The 15,007-nt window shown below is 65.1% G+C and carries 13 protein-coding genes; 6 read left to right on the forward strand and 7 right to left on the reverse strand.

Annotated features, from left to right (window positions below):
• The first annotated feature begins 3 nt into the window (after nucleotides 1-3).
• A complete protein-coding gene (locus Spa11_RS15460; protein ID WP_145113843.1) occupies nucleotides 4-1,104 on the forward strand; it encodes a hypothetical protein in 1,101 nt (366 codons plus the stop codon).
• A gap of 184 nt (nucleotides 1,105-1,288) precedes the next feature.
• Here the strand turns inward: Spa11_RS15460 and Spa11_RS15465 are convergent, their stop codons facing one another.
• Together Spa11_RS15465 and queC are read right to left on the reverse strand one after the other, a co-directional pair.
• Nucleotides 1,289-1,975, reverse strand: coding sequence for a 7-carboxy-7-deazaguanine synthase QueE (locus Spa11_RS15465; protein ID WP_145113845.1), 687 nt, complete (start codon nucleotides 1,973-1,975; stop codon nucleotides 1,289-1,291).
• A gap of 215 nt (nucleotides 1,976-2,190) precedes the next feature.
• Nucleotides 2,191-2,901, reverse strand: a complete 711-nt coding sequence (gene queC, locus Spa11_RS15470) for a 7-cyano-7-deazaguanine synthase QueC (protein ID WP_145113847.1) — start codon at nucleotides 2,899-2,901, stop codon at nucleotides 2,191-2,193.
• 240 nt (nucleotides 2,902-3,141) lie between these two features.
• Here queC and queF point away from each other — a divergent pair, with 240 nt between their 5' ends.
• Entirely contained in the window at nucleotides 3,142-3,495 is a 354-nt protein-coding gene (gene queF, locus Spa11_RS15475) for a preQ(1) synthase (RefSeq protein ID WP_145113850.1), read from the forward strand.
• Nucleotides 3,496-3,605: 110 nt separating this feature from the next.
• Here the strand turns inward: queF and Spa11_RS15480 are convergent, their stop codons facing one another.
• Nucleotides 3,606-6,278, reverse strand: a complete 2,673-nt coding sequence (locus tag Spa11_RS15480) for a hypothetical protein (protein ID WP_145113853.1) — start codon at nucleotides 6,276-6,278, stop codon at nucleotides 3,606-3,608.
• Nucleotides 6,279-6,740: 462 nt separating this feature from the next.
• On the opposite strand from Spa11_RS15480, the gene Spa11_RS15485 reads away from it, so the two are divergent.
• The 3 genes from Spa11_RS15485 to Spa11_RS15495 all read left to right on the forward strand — a co-directional run bounded on the left by Spa11_RS15485 (nucleotide 6,741) and on the right by Spa11_RS15495 (nucleotide 10,209).
• Nucleotides 6,741-7,190 (forward strand): TraR/DksA family transcriptional regulator, encoded by a 450-nt coding sequence (locus tag Spa11_RS15485; protein ID WP_145113856.1) that lies wholly within the window; start codon nucleotides 6,741-6,743, stop codon nucleotides 7,188-7,190.
• A gap of 129 nt (nucleotides 7,191-7,319) precedes the next feature.
• Nucleotides 7,320-8,516: a S1C family serine protease gene (locus Spa11_RS15490; RefSeq protein ID WP_145113858.1), complete on the forward strand. Its 1,197-nt coding sequence runs from the start codon at nucleotides 7,320-7,322 to the stop codon at nucleotides 8,514-8,516.
• A gap of 154 nt (nucleotides 8,517-8,670) precedes the next feature.
• Nucleotides 8,671-10,209 carry a ThuA domain-containing protein gene (locus Spa11_RS15495; protein ID WP_145113860.1) on the forward strand — a complete coding sequence of 513 codons (1,539 nt, stop codon included), beginning with the start codon at nucleotides 8,671-8,673 and terminating at the stop codon, nucleotides 10,207-10,209.
• 157 nt (nucleotides 10,210-10,366) lie between these two features.
• On the opposite strand, the gene Spa11_RS15500 is transcribed toward Spa11_RS15495, so the two are convergent.
• Together Spa11_RS15500 and Spa11_RS15505 are read right to left on the reverse strand one after the other, a co-directional pair.
• Nucleotides 10,367-11,275, reverse strand: a complete 909-nt coding sequence (locus tag Spa11_RS15500) for a methyltransferase domain-containing protein (RefSeq protein ID WP_145113862.1) — start codon at nucleotides 11,273-11,275, stop codon at nucleotides 10,367-10,369.
• 154 nt (nucleotides 11,276-11,429) lie between these two features.
• Nucleotides 11,430-11,930: a YciE/YciF ferroxidase family protein gene (locus Spa11_RS15505; RefSeq protein ID WP_145113864.1), complete on the reverse strand. Its 501-nt coding sequence runs from the start codon at nucleotides 11,928-11,930 to the stop codon at nucleotides 11,430-11,432.
• Between the two features lie 343 nt (nucleotides 11,931-12,273).
• Here Spa11_RS15505 and Spa11_RS15510 point away from each other — a divergent pair, with 343 nt between their 5' ends.
• Complete coding sequence (locus tag Spa11_RS15510; protein ID WP_145113866.1) at nucleotides 12,274-13,302, forward strand: SAM-dependent methyltransferase; 1,029 nt, start codon at nucleotides 12,274-12,276, stop codon at nucleotides 13,300-13,302.
• Nucleotides 13,303-13,319: 17 nt separating this feature from the next.
• On the opposite strand, the gene Spa11_RS15515 is transcribed toward Spa11_RS15510, so the two are convergent.
• Both Spa11_RS15515 and pnuC read right to left on the reverse strand, forming a co-directional pair.
• Entirely contained in the window at nucleotides 13,320-14,309 is a 990-nt protein-coding gene (locus Spa11_RS15515; protein ID WP_145113868.1) for an AAA family ATPase, read from the reverse strand.
• Complete coding sequence (gene pnuC / locus Spa11_RS15520) at nucleotides 14,306-14,989, reverse strand: nicotinamide riboside transporter PnuC (RefSeq protein ID WP_197529428.1); 684 nt, start codon at nucleotides 14,987-14,989, stop codon at nucleotides 14,306-14,308. The genes Spa11_RS15515 and pnuC overlap by 4 nt, the downstream gene beginning before the upstream one ends.
• Nucleotides 14,990-15,007: the final 18 nt, after the last annotated feature.

The following is a 15,007-nucleotide window of genomic DNA, read 5'->3' on the forward strand; positions in this document are numbered from 1 at the left end:
GCCATGCGTGGCCTAGTGTTTGTTGTCGCTTCGATCGCTCTGGCGGTGCTCTGCTGGGGGCTCTATGGGCCCGTGCTGCACCGCGGCCAGGCGGCGATGTCGGACGTGCCCGGCGAGTTCGCCCGGCTGCGGCCGTTCGTCTGTGTCGGCATGGCGTACTTCGCGATCGGTGTCGTCGTGCCGATCGTGCTGCTGGCGACCAAGGGGGAGAAAGGGAATTGGACGGCGCGCGGCATTGTGATGAGCCTCGTCGCCGGCGCGCTCGGCGCGGTCGGCGCGCTGGGGATCATCATGGCGTTCACGTTCGGCGGGCGGCCTTCGTTCGTGATGCCGCTGGTGTTCGGCGGGGCGCCGGTCGTGAACGCGATCCTCACGATTTATTGGGCGAAGAAGTTCCGTGAGGTCGGCCCGATCTTTATCGCGGGCCTCTTGATGGTGGTGATCGGCGCGGTGGTGGTGCTGGTGTGCAAGCCGGGCCCGCCACCGCATGGCCCCGCTGCGGTCGCCCATGCCGACGCGCCGGCGGATGCGTCGATCACCGAAGAAGTTGAGACCGAGGTTGAGCAAGCCGCCACCGCGAGCGCTAACTGGCTGCTGCAAATTCTTTCGATCGCCACGGTGATCCTCTGCTGGGGCGCCTACGGGCCCGTGTTGCACCAGGGGCAGGCCGCGATGCACCACAGCCGTTTGCGGCCGCTGCTGTGCGTCGGGCTCGCTTACTTCGCGATCGCGGTGATCGTGCCGCAGTTCTTGTTGGTGGCGAGCTTCCCCGAGGCGAGCAGCTACAACTTCTCGGGCACGTTTTGGAGCCTCGCCGGCGGCGCCGCGGGCGCGATCGGCGCCCTGGGGATCATCCTGGCGTTCAACTTCGGCGGCAAGCCGATGTACGTGATGCCGCTGGTGTTTGGCGGGGCGCCGGTGGTGACGACGATCGAGGCGCTATGGGCACGCGGTGGCGCCGAGGGGATGTCACCGATGATGCTGGGCGGGTTCTTCGCCGGATTGATTCTGGTGATCAGCGGAGCGGCGCTGGTGCTGGTGTTCGCGCCGAAGGGGGGGACGCCGAAGCCGGCGGTGGAGGCGGCGGTAGCGCCGGTGCCGTGAAGGCGTGCTACACACCGACGACGCATTTCGTGATTGAGCTGGCGTCGCCGGCTCGACGTTGTTCGGAAGGTGAGCGGTTTGTGGCGCCCTCCCACGACTGGTGTCGTGGGCTCTCGGCGGTTCGTGAAGTTGAGCGGTTTGTAACGCTAGCCGCGGGTGTCGCTACGAAACGCCCATCACACGCTCACGTGCCGCGCGTTGCGCCGAACCACTCGATCTGTTTGCGGGGGCAGTAGGTGTAGCCCTGCTTTTCGCAGTAGGGCTTGAGCCACGCGGCGCGCTGGTCGAGTTCGGCGGGCGTCACGCCTTGCGGCATGAGCAGGACGCGTTCGGGATCGACTTCGCCGATGTCGTTGAGGAACTCCTCAACCTCGGGCAGCTCGTCGGGCACATCGACGACGAACTTCAGTTGGTACACGTGCCGGGCCACCAAGCGGCGGACGATGTCGGTCCGTAGGCGCGAGCGTTCGTGGCGGCGGGCCCAGTGGGCGTGGCGCTCGGGGTCGGGCGTTGAGCCGGAGAGCTTGGGGCTGACTGAAATCAGGTTGCACGTCACAGGCAGGAAGAGCGTGCCGGCCGTCTCGATCGTCACATGGCGTCGGATGCGTCGCAATCGCTCGCAGAGCGGTATCAGCTCGGCGAACAGCATCGGCTCGCCGCCGGTGAGGACGACGTGGCGACAGTCCCACTCCTCGACCTGGGCGACGATCTCGTCAACCGAGAGGTCCCGTCCCTCCGGCGCCCATGAGGCGTGCGGCGTGTCGCAGAACCAGCACCGCAAGTTGCAGCCGCTAGCGCGCACGAAGACGGAGGGCGTCCCAGTGAGGAGGCCTTCGCCTTGGATCGATTTGTAGACTTCGGCGATACGCATGAGGTGGGTTGTTTAACCACGGAGGCACAGAGAGCACGGAGGACGCACTGAGAAAGGTCTTTTTGTGGGAGGGGTCTCCAGACCCCGATTACGGTATCCATTCCGAAACGGCATGGAGCACGTAATCGGGGTCTGGAGACCCCTCCCACATTTAACCTCTCCAATTTTTTTCCTAAGTGCCGCCTCGGTGTCCTCGGTGTCTCTGTGGTGAACTTCTATTGGTAAGCAACTGGATCCGTCAGCCCCGCCTCCGCAAAGCCTTTCTTCCGCAGCAGGCAAGCGTCGCACTGGCCGCAGCTGACGCCCGCTTCGCTGGGGCTGTAGCAGGTGTGGGTGAGGCGGTAATCGACTCCTAGTTCGAGGCCGCGACGGATGATCTCGGCTTTGGTTAGTTTAATCAGCGGGGCGTGGAGGCGGATGGGGCGGGCGCCGGGAACGCCGGCGTCGGCGTCGACGCCGGCTTTGGTGGCGAGGTTCGCCAGGCGTTCGAACGCCTCGACGAACTCGGGCCGGCAATCGGGGTAGCCGCTGTAATCGACCGCGTTGACGCCGACGAAAAGGTCTGCCGCGCCCAGCACCTCGGCCCAACCCAGGGCCAGCGACAGCATCACGGTGTTGCGGGCCGGGACGTAGGTGATCGGCACGCCGCCGGCCATCTCCTCGTCGCTGCGGCCGTGGGGGACCTCGATGTCGGCGGTCAGGGCGCTGCCGCCGAAGGATCCCAGGTCGATCCGCACGGTGCGGTGCTCGACGACGCCCGTCGCGGCGGCGACGCGGGCCGCCGATTGCAGCTCGAATCGGTGTCGCTGACCGTAGTCGATGCTAAGGGCGTAGACGGCGAAACCGGCTGCCTTGGCGATCGCGGCGACGGTGGCGGAGTCGAGGCCTCCGGAGAGGAGGACGACGGCTTTGGGGGGGTCGGGCACGGCGGGCGGGGCGGGGTGGCGGGCGGTAAGGCGGGTTCACTCCGGCGACTTGCGTCACCGGCTCCCGGCGCAACGGGATGGGAGCGTGTACCAATGGTCCGGGAGCCGGTGACGCAAGTCACCGGAGGAAGCCGTGCTCCCCTACCCCGCACCGCTCCATCATGCCAAACTCGCCGACTAGTTCACAACGCCCCACTCACCGCTAGTCGCCTCCCCGCTAGCCCTGCCGCCACGCCACCGATGTCGCGCGAATTGCTCGAGACGTTTGACAACCAGTTCCCCGACCGAGACTACCGGATCGAGATCCGCCAGCCGGAGTTCACGTCGCTGTGCCCGAAGACGGGGCAGCCGGACTTCGGTGTGGTGACGATCACCTACACGCCGCGGGCGCTGTGCGTCGAGCTGAAGAGCCTGAAGTTCTATCTCGGCTCGTTCCGCGACAAGGGGATCTTCTACGAGCACATCACCAACACGATCCTCGACGACCTGGTGGCGGTGGTGAAGCCGCAGTGGATCAAGGTCGAGATCGCGTTCAACGCCCGCGGCGGCATCACCGAGACGGTGACGGCGCAGTACGCGGGCTCGGCGATCTAACCGCCTCTTGAGCAAGTAGGGTGGGTCGCGAACCACCGAGAATTGCGAGTCGACTCTGCTGCTGGTGGGTCATGCCCACCCTACGACTTTGTGGTTCGCTTTGTAGAACTCTAGCCAGCTTGCTTGGCGGCGAGGGCGATTTGTTCGTCGAGCGTGCGGACTTGGCACTGGCGAACGGTTCGCACGAAGAACCAACCACCAACGACGACCGACGTGAAGCCGCCGATGAATTGGAGATCGAGTGGGCTGGGTGAAACAACCGACGCCAGCGTGCCGACGGCGACCGAGATGACGGACACCGCCAGCCGCATCGTCGCCTTCTCGCGCGATTGACGCGACGCGGCGACGTCGATGGCGTGGCGGGCCGACTGGTTGGCGAGTTGGCGTAGCGCGCCCATGTCGGTCTTCACCTCCGGCGCCGGTCCGCGACGCAGCTCGGAGATGTCACGAAAGAGTTCCTGCTTGGCGGCGGGGGGCTCGACCGGCTGCGCCTGAGCAGGGACTTGGAGGCTTTCGCTGGCGGTCTTGGTCGTAGTGACCGTTGCGCTGAACGTCGGCTTCGGCGATGGATCGCGGGCGTCTTCGTTCGTGGAACTGCCGCGGACGCGTTGCATCAACTTCCGCATGTAGTCGTCGATCGACTCATCGTTGTCCGCCGCCGGCGCCGCGGGCGCTGCTTCGACCGCGACGGGCCGCTCGATCGGCTCGTCTTCGTCGGGCACCAAGTGCGCGAACCGCTCGATGAACGACGCCTGCGGCTCGGGCGTGGCCGGATCGATGGGGTCCTCGGATCGATTCTCTGACTCGGGTCCCCACAGGCCGGCCGCAGCTTCCGGCGCCGATTCACTTTCTTCGTGGACGGGCGCAAGTTCGGGCTCAGAGTACGCCGCCGCGGGCTCCTCGTATTCGTCGGCATGCGCTGTCGGCTCGAAGGCTGCCTCCGGCGATTCATCGACCGCAATGGCGGCAGGCTCGTCTTCCCAGCCGGACTCAGTGGCGGGCGTCTCAGTGGCGGGCGTCTCGGCAGCGGGCGATTCGGCGCGGGGGTCGGGCGCGTGATCGGCCCATGGCGACACCGTCGGCAAAGGTTCTTCCGTCGCGGCGAGACGCTCGATGCCCCAGAGGGGCTCGTCTTCGGCTACTGAATCTTCGGCTACCGAATCTTCGGCTTCGGGGGGCGCCGGCCAAGCGTATGCGTCCCCGTTGGCCGCCTCGGCCCCGTCGGTGGGATAGGCTGTCGCCTCGACGCGTTCTTCATTTGCATCGACTTCTTCCGTCGCGTCTTCGATGATCTCGTCGGCAAAGACCGGAACGGCGTCGGCGTCGTTGCCCCACGACAAAATCGACCCCTCGGTCTCGGCCGGGCTCTCACCAGTCGAACCCGATTGCTCGGCAATTGACGTCTCCGGAACGGTCGGCTCGGGCGTTGTCGCTAGGGCGGCGAGGTCCGCTTCGAGTTGGGCGACTTGCGACTCGAGTCGCTCGGCGCGGCTGGTCGCCTCGGCGAGGGATTCGCGAACCGCGGCAAGGTCGTGGTTGGCGGCGGAACGCTCGTTCGCCAACCGCGCCAACTCGGCGCTGGACTCGTCGGAAGCGGCGAGGGCTTGTTCGAGCTGCGACGCCAATTCGGTGACGGCGTCCGTTAGCTCGTGCGTATGGCGTCGCTCCGCGCGGAGCGCCGCGACCAGACGCGAGACGCGGGTGCGGCTCGACGCCGTACGTGCAAGTAGTCGCTCGACAATCGAGCTGTCCGCGGGTTCGACCTCAGGGGCGACGGCATCGGCGCTGAACGCGGCCGCCGCTGTTAGGTCGAAGGCCGTGGCCGGCTCGACCGCTGTCGCGGTCGGCAGCGCGACACGCCATGGGTCGTCGTCGTTGTCGGTTGCGGCGCTAACGGCTTCCGGAGCGACTTCAATAAACCCCGGTTGCTGTATCAAGGCGCCAAACACCGTCTTACCGGCAGGCTCTGGTTCGTTGGCATCAACGGACTCCGCCACGGAAGCGTCATCGCGCCCGACGCCACCGAAGGCTGCAAACGGGTCGTCGTCCGACGCTTGCTCGGCCTGGGTCACGGGTTCAACGGGATCGTTCGCAATCCGGTTGGTGTCCGTCTTATCCTGCGCCCACGGCTTTAGCAGCCAACTCGGTATCGCCGGGTCGACCTCCGCCAAGGGCGCCGCGTCGGCGCGCTCGGCGTTCGTCTCGTTCTCATCCGCACTGCCGTCGGCGTTGTCGGCGAACCACTCTGGCTCGACAACTGCGTCTAGCTCCGACAAGTCGTCTGGCTCAACCGGGTCTTCCGGATCGGCGGCTAGCGGCTCGAGGGCCGTCGTGTCGCCGTTCATTGGCTCGGCTATCGGCGCCATCGGCGCCGCCGCCGCTTCAACGATGGAATCGTTCAGCGGCGTTGGCTCTAGCGTCTCGTCGGGGCGACCGTCATCCGGCAGATAGCTGGGGAGCGCGACGACGCGCAGGTCGATCGACCCGATCCGCAGCAGGTCTCCGGCGGTGAGGGCCGCTTCGGTGAAGTCCTGGCCGTTGAGGTGGGTCTCGACGGCCCAGCGGCGGACCACCGGACCCTCCTGGCTAGGCGTGATAACGCAGTGCAGCGGCCGCAGGCCCGTCGCGTCGAGCCGCACCGAGCAGCGCGGACCGCCGCCGATCGTCTGCGGCTGGTCGGTCAGGTCGGCGAGGTTCGTCCCGCCGGCGTCGATCAACGCCAATCGGGCGATGCGGTCGGCCGCGGCGGCTTTCGGGCTGGCGGGAGGGGCGAGGGTCGTCATGGTGCAAGAGCGGTAGGCAGTCGGGCCGAGGCGGCAATCTTGGATTGCCTTTTCGGGGGTGGGCCTTGTTGGGGAGGCCGGCCGTCCGGCTCGTGGCAGGCGCACCGGACACCAGCATGTAGCTCGCCGAACCGGGGTGGTCAAAACAACGACCCCGGTAAGAAAGCCTGTGGATCGCGGGCATCGGCTGGTTTCGTCGGTCATTTTGCCGATCCGTCCACGAGGGGTCCGCGGATAGCCGCTACCACCCGCAAGAGGGGAATAAACGGAAACCCAGAATCCGAACCGAACTCAGCAACCCATCTGCCGGTCAACGCGTACTAAGCTTGCAAAGCGGTCCTGTCGGGTGGCTCCACTACCCGGACTGGCGCGCTCTGCACCTGGAACAGCAAACAAGGCCCTGCCCGCACACCGCCGCACCACGCGGCTTGACCGGGAGGGCGCTACGAGAAGGCGCCAAACATGTCCCGCACCCGTAACGACTCGATCAAGAAGATCCAGCAATTGCTGGCGACCCGACGTGACGCGCTCCGCAAGGCGCTCGCGGGGGACCTCAGCATGCTGATGCAACTGCGTGAGCAGTCCGGCGGCGACATCGTCGACGCCGCCCTCGACGCCACCCAAGACGAGATCAGTTCGCAGCTGGCCGAAGTTGAAAGCCGTGAGCTGGGGAGCATTGAGAAGGCTCTCGACCGGATCCGACAGGGCCACTACGGCGACTGCGAGATCTGCAACAAGAAGATCGCGCTGGCTCGGCTGAACGCCCTCCCCTACGCGACCATGTGCATCGAGTGTCAACAAGCGGCCGAGGACGGCACGCTGGACGATCGGATGCCCGAAGATTGGAGTCGCGTCGTCGATACCGGTTATTCCGAGGTCGATAGCCGCGTCAACGATTTCGAGTTGCAGTAACTGCTCTCCGGCGTCGAAAGCCGACAACAATCCGCTAGACTACGGGGTCGGGACGCCAGGGCGTCGCGGCCCCGTTCCGCATCGTGTCCTGCCGCACGCCTGTCTCCTTGCCCGCTTCCCTTGCCTGCTATGTCGGACGTCGTCCGTAAATCGTCCCCGGCGGCGATCGTCTTGAGCGTCGTGATCGCGGCTCTCGGATCGCCCGCCGTGGCTCAAGAGGCCGCGACGGCGGTCGATCAGGCTTCGCCACGGCTCGTGGCGGTGGACTCGCTTGAGGCGAAGATCGAACCGCTCACGCTCGAGACACGCGCCAACGAGTTCCGCGCCCTGGCGCGCGACGTGGCGGCGTTGGAGTCGGAGCTGGGCATCTTCAAACGCGTCGCCAAGCTCGTTGCGCCGAGCGTTGTTCACATCGAAGCCCGGCCGATCAACGAACACCGCGTCCGCGGCGGACAAGAAGCGGGATCGGGCGTCATCGTCCACTTCCGTGGCAAGCCTTACGTGCTGACCAACCGCCACGTCATCAAGCACTCGTCACCGAGTCATATCCGTGTGCAGTTGGTCGACGGTCGTCCGTTCCGCCCGGAACAGTTGTGGAGCGACAGCGAGACCGACGTCGCGGTGATGTCGGTTGGCAAAGCGGACGCCATTGGCCTCGTGCCCGCGGTGCTCGGCGACAGCTCGCAACTCGAGATCGGCGAACAGGTGATGGCCTTCGGGAGCCCCTTCGGCCTCAGCCACAGCGTCACGCGCGGCATCGTCAGCGCCAAAGGTCGTTATAACCTCGACCTGGGCGACGGCGAGGTCGAGCTGCAGAACTTCTTGCAGACCGACGCGGCCATCAACCCGGGCAACTCGGGCGGTCCGCTGGTGAGCCTCCGCGGCGAGGTCGTCGGCCTCAACACGGCGATCGCTAGTTCCAGCGGCGGAAACGAGGGGATCGGCTTCTCGATCCCGATCAACCTGGCGACCCGCATTGCGGGCCAGCTGATCGAGAACGGCGAAGCGCAGCGTGGCTACCTCGGCGTCGAGTTCGACGCGATGTTCAACGAACAGCGGGCGCGCTCGGCGGGCCTGCCGCGGCTGTTCGGCGCGCGCATCACCGCGATCAAGACCGACTCGCCCGCGGCCCAAGCGGCGCTGCGCGAGGACGACATCCTGCTGACTTACAACGGCACGACGATCGAGGACTTCGATCATCTCTTCAATCTAGTGAACCTTAGCGAGGTCGGCGAGCGGGTCGAGATCGAGCTGATCCGTAACGGCACGCGTATCCGCGCGACGGTGCCGATCGGCCGCCGGCCGCCCGAAGATCGGATTCGTTAGGCGCCTTCTGTTGGGGCGTAAGGGGCTTCGCAGAAAGTGCGAAGTAGTGGCTAAAACGAGGTGAGTCTCACCGGCGTTATGGTAAAATGGCGGTTCTGTTACGGCTTCGTTCGTCGTAGCGCCATCCTTCCTGTTCAAACGCCTGCGTTGTGTCATGACGTTTCGGTCATCGTTCGGCATTTGCTTCGCGATCCTCACCACCTGCGCGGTCGCCTGCGGTGAGGCGCCGCGCCTTCCCGATCTGTCGAAGTACGCCAAGTCGATCGCGGGCTGGGAGGACGAGGTTTCGCGGCTCGAAGCGAAGGACGCGGTGAACCCCGACCCCGAGGACGCGGTGCTGCTGATCGGCAGCTCGAGCATCCGGCTCTGGAAAACCGCGGCCGAGGACTTGGCGCCCTACCCCGTCATCGAGCGGGGCTACGGCGGCGCGAGCTTCGCGGACCTCGCCCACTACGCCGAGCGGATCGTCTCGCCGCACCGGTACCGCGCGGCGGTGGTGTTCTGTGCGAACGACGTGACGGGCGGCGCCGGGGACCGTTCGCCTGAAGAGGTGGCGGAGTGGTTCGGCTACGTCGCCGACGTGCTGCGTCGCCACGAGCCCGACGCCCCGGTCATCTGCTGCGACGTGCGGCCGACGCCGTCGCGCCATCACGTGTGGGACAAGACCAAGGCGGTCAACGCCGCCCTCAAGGCCGAGTGCGACAAACGGGCTGGGGTTTACTACCTCGACACGGCCGACGAGTACCTGCTCGACAACGGCGACGCCCGCAGCGACGTTTACCGCGCGGACCGGCTGCACCTCAACGACGCGGGCTACGAGCTGTGGTCGTCGCAAATCAAGGCGGAGCTCGACCGTGTGCTCGGCGAGGAGTCCTCGGCAAAGATGCCGGTCTACAGCGATGAAGACGCAATCCCCGAGCCGGCGTCGGAGGACGCGGTGGAAGCGCTGCACTCGGGGACCAACCAAAGCAAGGTCGAAGCCGACCGCGCCGGCAAACCGCTGCGGGTGCTGCTCGTGGCGGGCCCAAAGGACCACGACGCCGGCGAGCACGATTACCCCAGCTGGCTCGACGTCTGGTCGCAGTTGCTGCCGCGATCGCCCGGCGTTGAGGTCGATTCGGCGTGGGAGTTTCCGACCGCCGAGCAAGCCGATGGCGCTGATGTGATGGTGTTCTACCAGCGGGGTCGTTGGGACGACGAGCGGGCGGCGGTGATCGACCCCTTCCTAGATCGGGGCGGCGGCTTGGTTTACATCCATTGGGCCGTCGATGGCCGCGGCGGCGAGCAGGCGATGGCCGAGCGGATCGGCCTCTCCGCCAAGGGGGGCGGCGGCATCAAGTACCGCCACGGCGAGCTCGACCTCGACTTCACGCCCGGCGCCGGCCACCCGGTCGCCCGCAACCTGCACCGCGCGCGGTGGACCGACGAGTCGTACTGGGCGCTAACGGGCGACCCCTCGCGGCTGACGTTGCTCGGCGCCGGCGTCGAGGACGGCGCTCCGCAGCCGCTCTTCTGGACGATGGAGCACGCCAGCGGCGGCCGCGTGTTCGTCTCGATCCCGGGCCACTACATGTGGACATTCGACGACCCGGTCTACCGCACGCTGCTGCTACGCGGCGTCGCCTGGGCGGGGCATCGCAACGTCGATCGGTTCAACGAAGTAGCGATGCTCGGCGCGCGGGTCGCGGAATAGCGCTCAGTTCGTTGCAACCTGCTCTGGGAAGTCTCACGCACAGCAGAAGAACCGGACGCTAAGGCGTGCCGGCTGATCTCTTGCGTAAAGGTTCATCCCTATCAGCCGCGGGGCCTTAGAACGCACGAAACGGAACCCACATCACAAATCCGTAGTCTTACTGCGCCGTCCCCGGGTTGGGGACCACGAACAGCATGTAGGTCGTGTCGGTGATCGCTGCTTCGTCGTCGGGAGCGACATGGGTCGTCGTCCCGGGCGTGTTGAGGTAGTTGCGGGCGAGGGCGTAGTTGAGCGCCACGGCGACGCCTTCGGGCTTGAGGAGCGAGGGCAGCCGTTCCAAGAAGCGTGTCGCGATCGTGCCGTCGTCGCCGTCGTGGAAGTTGCGGCTGAGGAAGTTCTCGTCGCTCGCGCCGGCTTCGACGAAGGGCATGTTCCAGAGGACGTAGTCGAAGTCTCGGAACGACTTGGGGAGTTCGATCGCTTGGAAGTCGCCCGCCACCGCTTCGAGCTCGAAGCCGCCCAGCCGCGCCGTGACGCGGGCGTTGAGCACCGCCAGCGGGTTGATATCGACGGCGTAGACCTTGCTCTGAGTCTTCAGCGCTACGGCCCACGAATCGGCGCCCGACCCTGTGCCGATCACCAGCACCTTGTCGCCGCGCTCGATGGGGCCCTCGGCGATCCAGTCGTAGTACAGCTTGTCGAGGTTGTCGGGCTGATAGACGGTAGGGAACAGCGGGACAGAGAGTTGCCGATCGCTCGCAGGGGCGGGGCCGAGCAAGTCTTCCAGGCTGCGATAGGTGCCGACGTAGCCGGTGCTCCAACCCTCGTCGTCGTAGCGGACCCAGTGCCACTTGGGATCGTCGGTCCACTCGTGCGGCGGCCAAGTGGCGTGCGACGGCCCGGTCGAGGGCAGATGCTCGGGCGCCGGCAGGCTGGTCGGGGCTTCGACCCACGCCCGCGGGATCAGCGAGAACGGTGACACCACCGCCACTGCCCCCACGACCCCTAAGGTAACGCCCAGCAAAAGTCGCGGAAGGTCGCGCGGCGTGAGGAGAGGCTTCTTCATCGCCCCATATTCGCCGACCGATCACGCCGCCTGCAACCAACTTTGGTAAAAGATTGTCGGCCCCGACGCGCAGCGACACGGCGGGCGCCCCCGAAAAGTGATGCGCCCGCCGTGTCTGCACGTCAGGTAAAGAGTACCGACCGAATAGTCGCGCTCACGCAACGGCCGCTTGGGCGGCTTCGGCGTTCACCTTCTCGGCGATCTGCGACAGCTTCTTGTCGGCGGCCTCTTCCTGGGCGATGTTCTGTTTCAGCAGCTTGAGGGCCTTCTTGTAGCCCAACGCCTCCGCCCAGGTGCAGAGCGTGCCGTAGGTGGCGATCTCGTAGTGCTCGACCTTCTGGGCGGCGGCGATGAGCAGGGCGTCCTTCACCTCGGGCGCGGCCTCCTCTTCCATCAGCTCCTCGCCTTCCTTGAGGAGGCCCTTCATCGCCTCGCAGGTTTTGGCGCGGGCCGATTTGCCCGTTTCTTCGAAGGCCTGCTCGACACGCTCGACGTGAGTCTCGGTCTCGGCGAGGTGGCTCTCGAAAGCCTTCTTGAGCTGCGGCGAGGTCGCGTTTTTCACCATCTTCGGCAACGCCTTGGTGAGTTGGCGTTCGGCGCTGAGCACGTCGCGGAGTTCGTCATGAAAGGCGTCGGCTAGGGTTTCCATCGACATGGTGTTGTCCTGATCGTTTGGGAGTGTGCGGTGAGGAGCGCGGCGTGACGTTGGCCGGCTCTCAGTCGCCGACATGGAAGCAAAGCCTGTACCGAACGCCCTGACTTTGGCGCGCAACGCGCACTCGTTACCTGTCAGCGGGCTTTCGTCGCTTGCGACAACGAAGAGCCTTCGATGTCGCGGCGTAGCGTGGCGGCAAAGCGGCCAGCCTGAGCGGGCGTGGATCGCCCGTGATGGAAGGCAGCCGTAACGCCGCTAGCGACTCGCCAGACAAACGTTTTGACAGCGGGCGCCGTCGAGCGCTACGATTCCCATAGCTGCCCTCTCACCGAGGAGCGACGCCATGACTCTCCTTTCTGAACCATTGACGCCGGTTCCCTCCGCTGAACGGCCCGGCGTTGCCGACCGCCTCGACTTGCCCGAGCCCCCGCGACGGGTCCCGCCGGTGAGGCGGGTGCAGACGTGCTACGCGCTGATGCACATCGCCGCGGGCGCCGGCGTCCGTGACTTTGCCGACGGGGAGTACACCGAGAGCGACACGACGCTGGAAGAGGGGATCATTCGCCAGAACGACTACCTGCTCGACGAAGTCGGCTGCACGCGGCCGGGCTTTCGGTTGCTGGAGATCGGCAGCGGTTACGGCCGGCTGCTGAGGCAGGCGCGCCAGCGCGGCGCCGTTGGCGTTGGCGTCAACATCTCGCCGGAGCAAGTCCGCGACTGCCAAGAGCAGGGCCTTGAGGTCCACTGTTGCAACTACCGCGACCTGATGGAGGCGCCGGAGTGGCAGGGGCGGTTCGATGGCGTTGTCGCCAATGGATCCCTCGAACACTGGGTGCAGCCCGAGGACGTGAAGGCAGGGCAAGCGAACGCGATCTACAACGAGGCGTTCGAGATCGCTCAACGGATGCTCGATCCACAAGACGCCGACGCACGCTTCGTGACGACGGCGATCCACGTCCCCGAGTCGCTCGACCCCGACGCGCTGCTGACCGACTGGCGCCGCCTGCCGAAGGGTTCGTCCGAACGGATGTTCAGCCTTCTGCACCACTGGTTCGGCGGTTACTACCCGACCTACACGCAACTCGCCGAATGCGCGCAGCCGTACTTCGCGCTCGAGAAGCAAACCGACGGCACCACGGGCTACGGCGCCGCCAGCCAGTACCGGATGAGCCGCATGCGGCGGGCGCTAGCGACGAAGCCCAAGGTGCTGTGGAAGATCGCACAGTCGCTACTGCGCCGTCCCCGCCGGACGTCCGAGTTGCTGTACGCCTACTTCATCGCCGAAGCGTGGGACTGGCAATTCCGCGGCGAGACGCCACCGACGCGGTTGCTGAGGCAGACGTGGCGGCGGAATGCGACGCTCGCAACTTGAGACGGGTCGTGACGGAGTCATTCACTCTCCCAGCTTTTTGACATCAGTTCGGTAACGGCGTTCTCGGCCTGTTGTAAACGCTCGGCATAGGTTCCATTCAGTTGCCGCCAATTAACTCTCCCCTCCGACAGTTGCTCGACAAACCGAGCGTGCATCCAGCTCCGGACCGACTCTCCGTCGCGAAACCCGTCTTGGACAAACGGCACATCGGGTGTTGGAATTAGGTAGAGATCGGCTTTGTCGGCAGCGCCGATCGCATCGACGGCTAGGCTTCTGTGGTTTCGATAGCGCTCGAACCAAGTGCCTGTTGCAAACGCGTTGGTGTCGCAGACCAGGACGCGGTTTGCCGACCTCGCCGCTAGGTTTTCTCGGGCCTGCTGCTCGTTCGCGATGTGGACAAACTCCTCATCAGTCCAGACCGGCAACGGCCCACTCATTGGCAGCCCCGCAACCTTCCTCTCCCAATGCTCTCGTCCGTACTCTGGCACCCAGGTTGTTTGCCATCGATCCGCCAGCATATTAGCGAGCGTCGTTTTGCCTGTTGATTCGGCGCCGATTAGTACGACTCTGCGGACAAAGAACGCACGCACGCACGGCTCAAGGAAGTCTAAGTTATCTAGCGGCGCTGAACGAACGGCAGTTCCTGAAATAGGTACGTCGGAACGGTTGCGATCGACCATGACATGCTGAGCCCCCATGAGCCTAGCGTATTCGTGGCCGTAGTCTTCGCTCGTGAAGACTACGTCAGGCGAACGGCCTAGATAACGCACCGTGAACTCGGCCCACTGCTGGCTGTCGTCGTCCAATTCGTCGGGGACGAGGTGAATCTCGCAGTCCGGGTGAATTTCCTCGAGCCACGCCTTGCGGAGCTCGCCAGGAATCTTCTGAGAAGCATGGTGCGCCACCATCACAATCAACTGATCAACCTGCGCACGCGCTGTGTTGATGAGATGCTTGTGACCGTGATGTGGTGGGTAAAACTTACCAACGATGAAGCCGAGGGTCATGTTAGAATGGCTTGGTATGCGCCACTATCCTCTTGAGCGTTTACCTGAAGGCGCCAGCTGTTCGTCCACGCTTTTAAGCCAACGACCGCCATCGCTAAGAACACAGCGTAGAGAAGAGCCGTTAGATAGAGCTCTTTGCAAAGATAGAGCGGCACGTATATGACATCGACGAGGATCCAGCCAAGCCAACTCTCGACCCGCTTGCGATTGAGCAGCCACTGCGACGCGAGACTAAGCGAGGTTGTCAACGCATCCCAGAAAGAAGCTGAGCCGCCGACGTTCGTGAGCAAACTCCAAAGGGCAATCGTCCCCAGAGAAACAAAAACCGCCGACAGAACGCATTCCACGAGCGGCGCACGAGTCACCTTTAAGGGCGACCGGTTTGCACCGCCATGAAGCCACATCATCCATCCGGCGACACCAAGAGCAAAGTACACGATTTGCAGACCGGCGTCGGCATACAACCTTGCTTGAAAAAAGACGACAGAGAAAGTCGTCACATTCACTAAGCCGATTGGGAAGTTCCAGACGTTCTCCTTCACCGTTAGCCAAACACAGGCGGCGCCAGTCACGAATGAGGTGGCTTCAAGCCAACTCGCCGCTCCGCTGGCGCCCCCAAACAAGGCGAGCACACATACCATCAAGGTCAGAATGCCTGTTAGCAGATTCTCACTTTGCAAGGCGGGCGACCTGTGGGC

It is taken from the genome of Botrimarina mediterranea, from assembly GCF_007753265.1.
In the GTDB taxonomy this organism is placed as follows: domain Bacteria; phylum Planctomycetota; class Planctomycetia; order Pirellulales; family Lacipirellulaceae; genus Botrimarina; species Botrimarina mediterranea.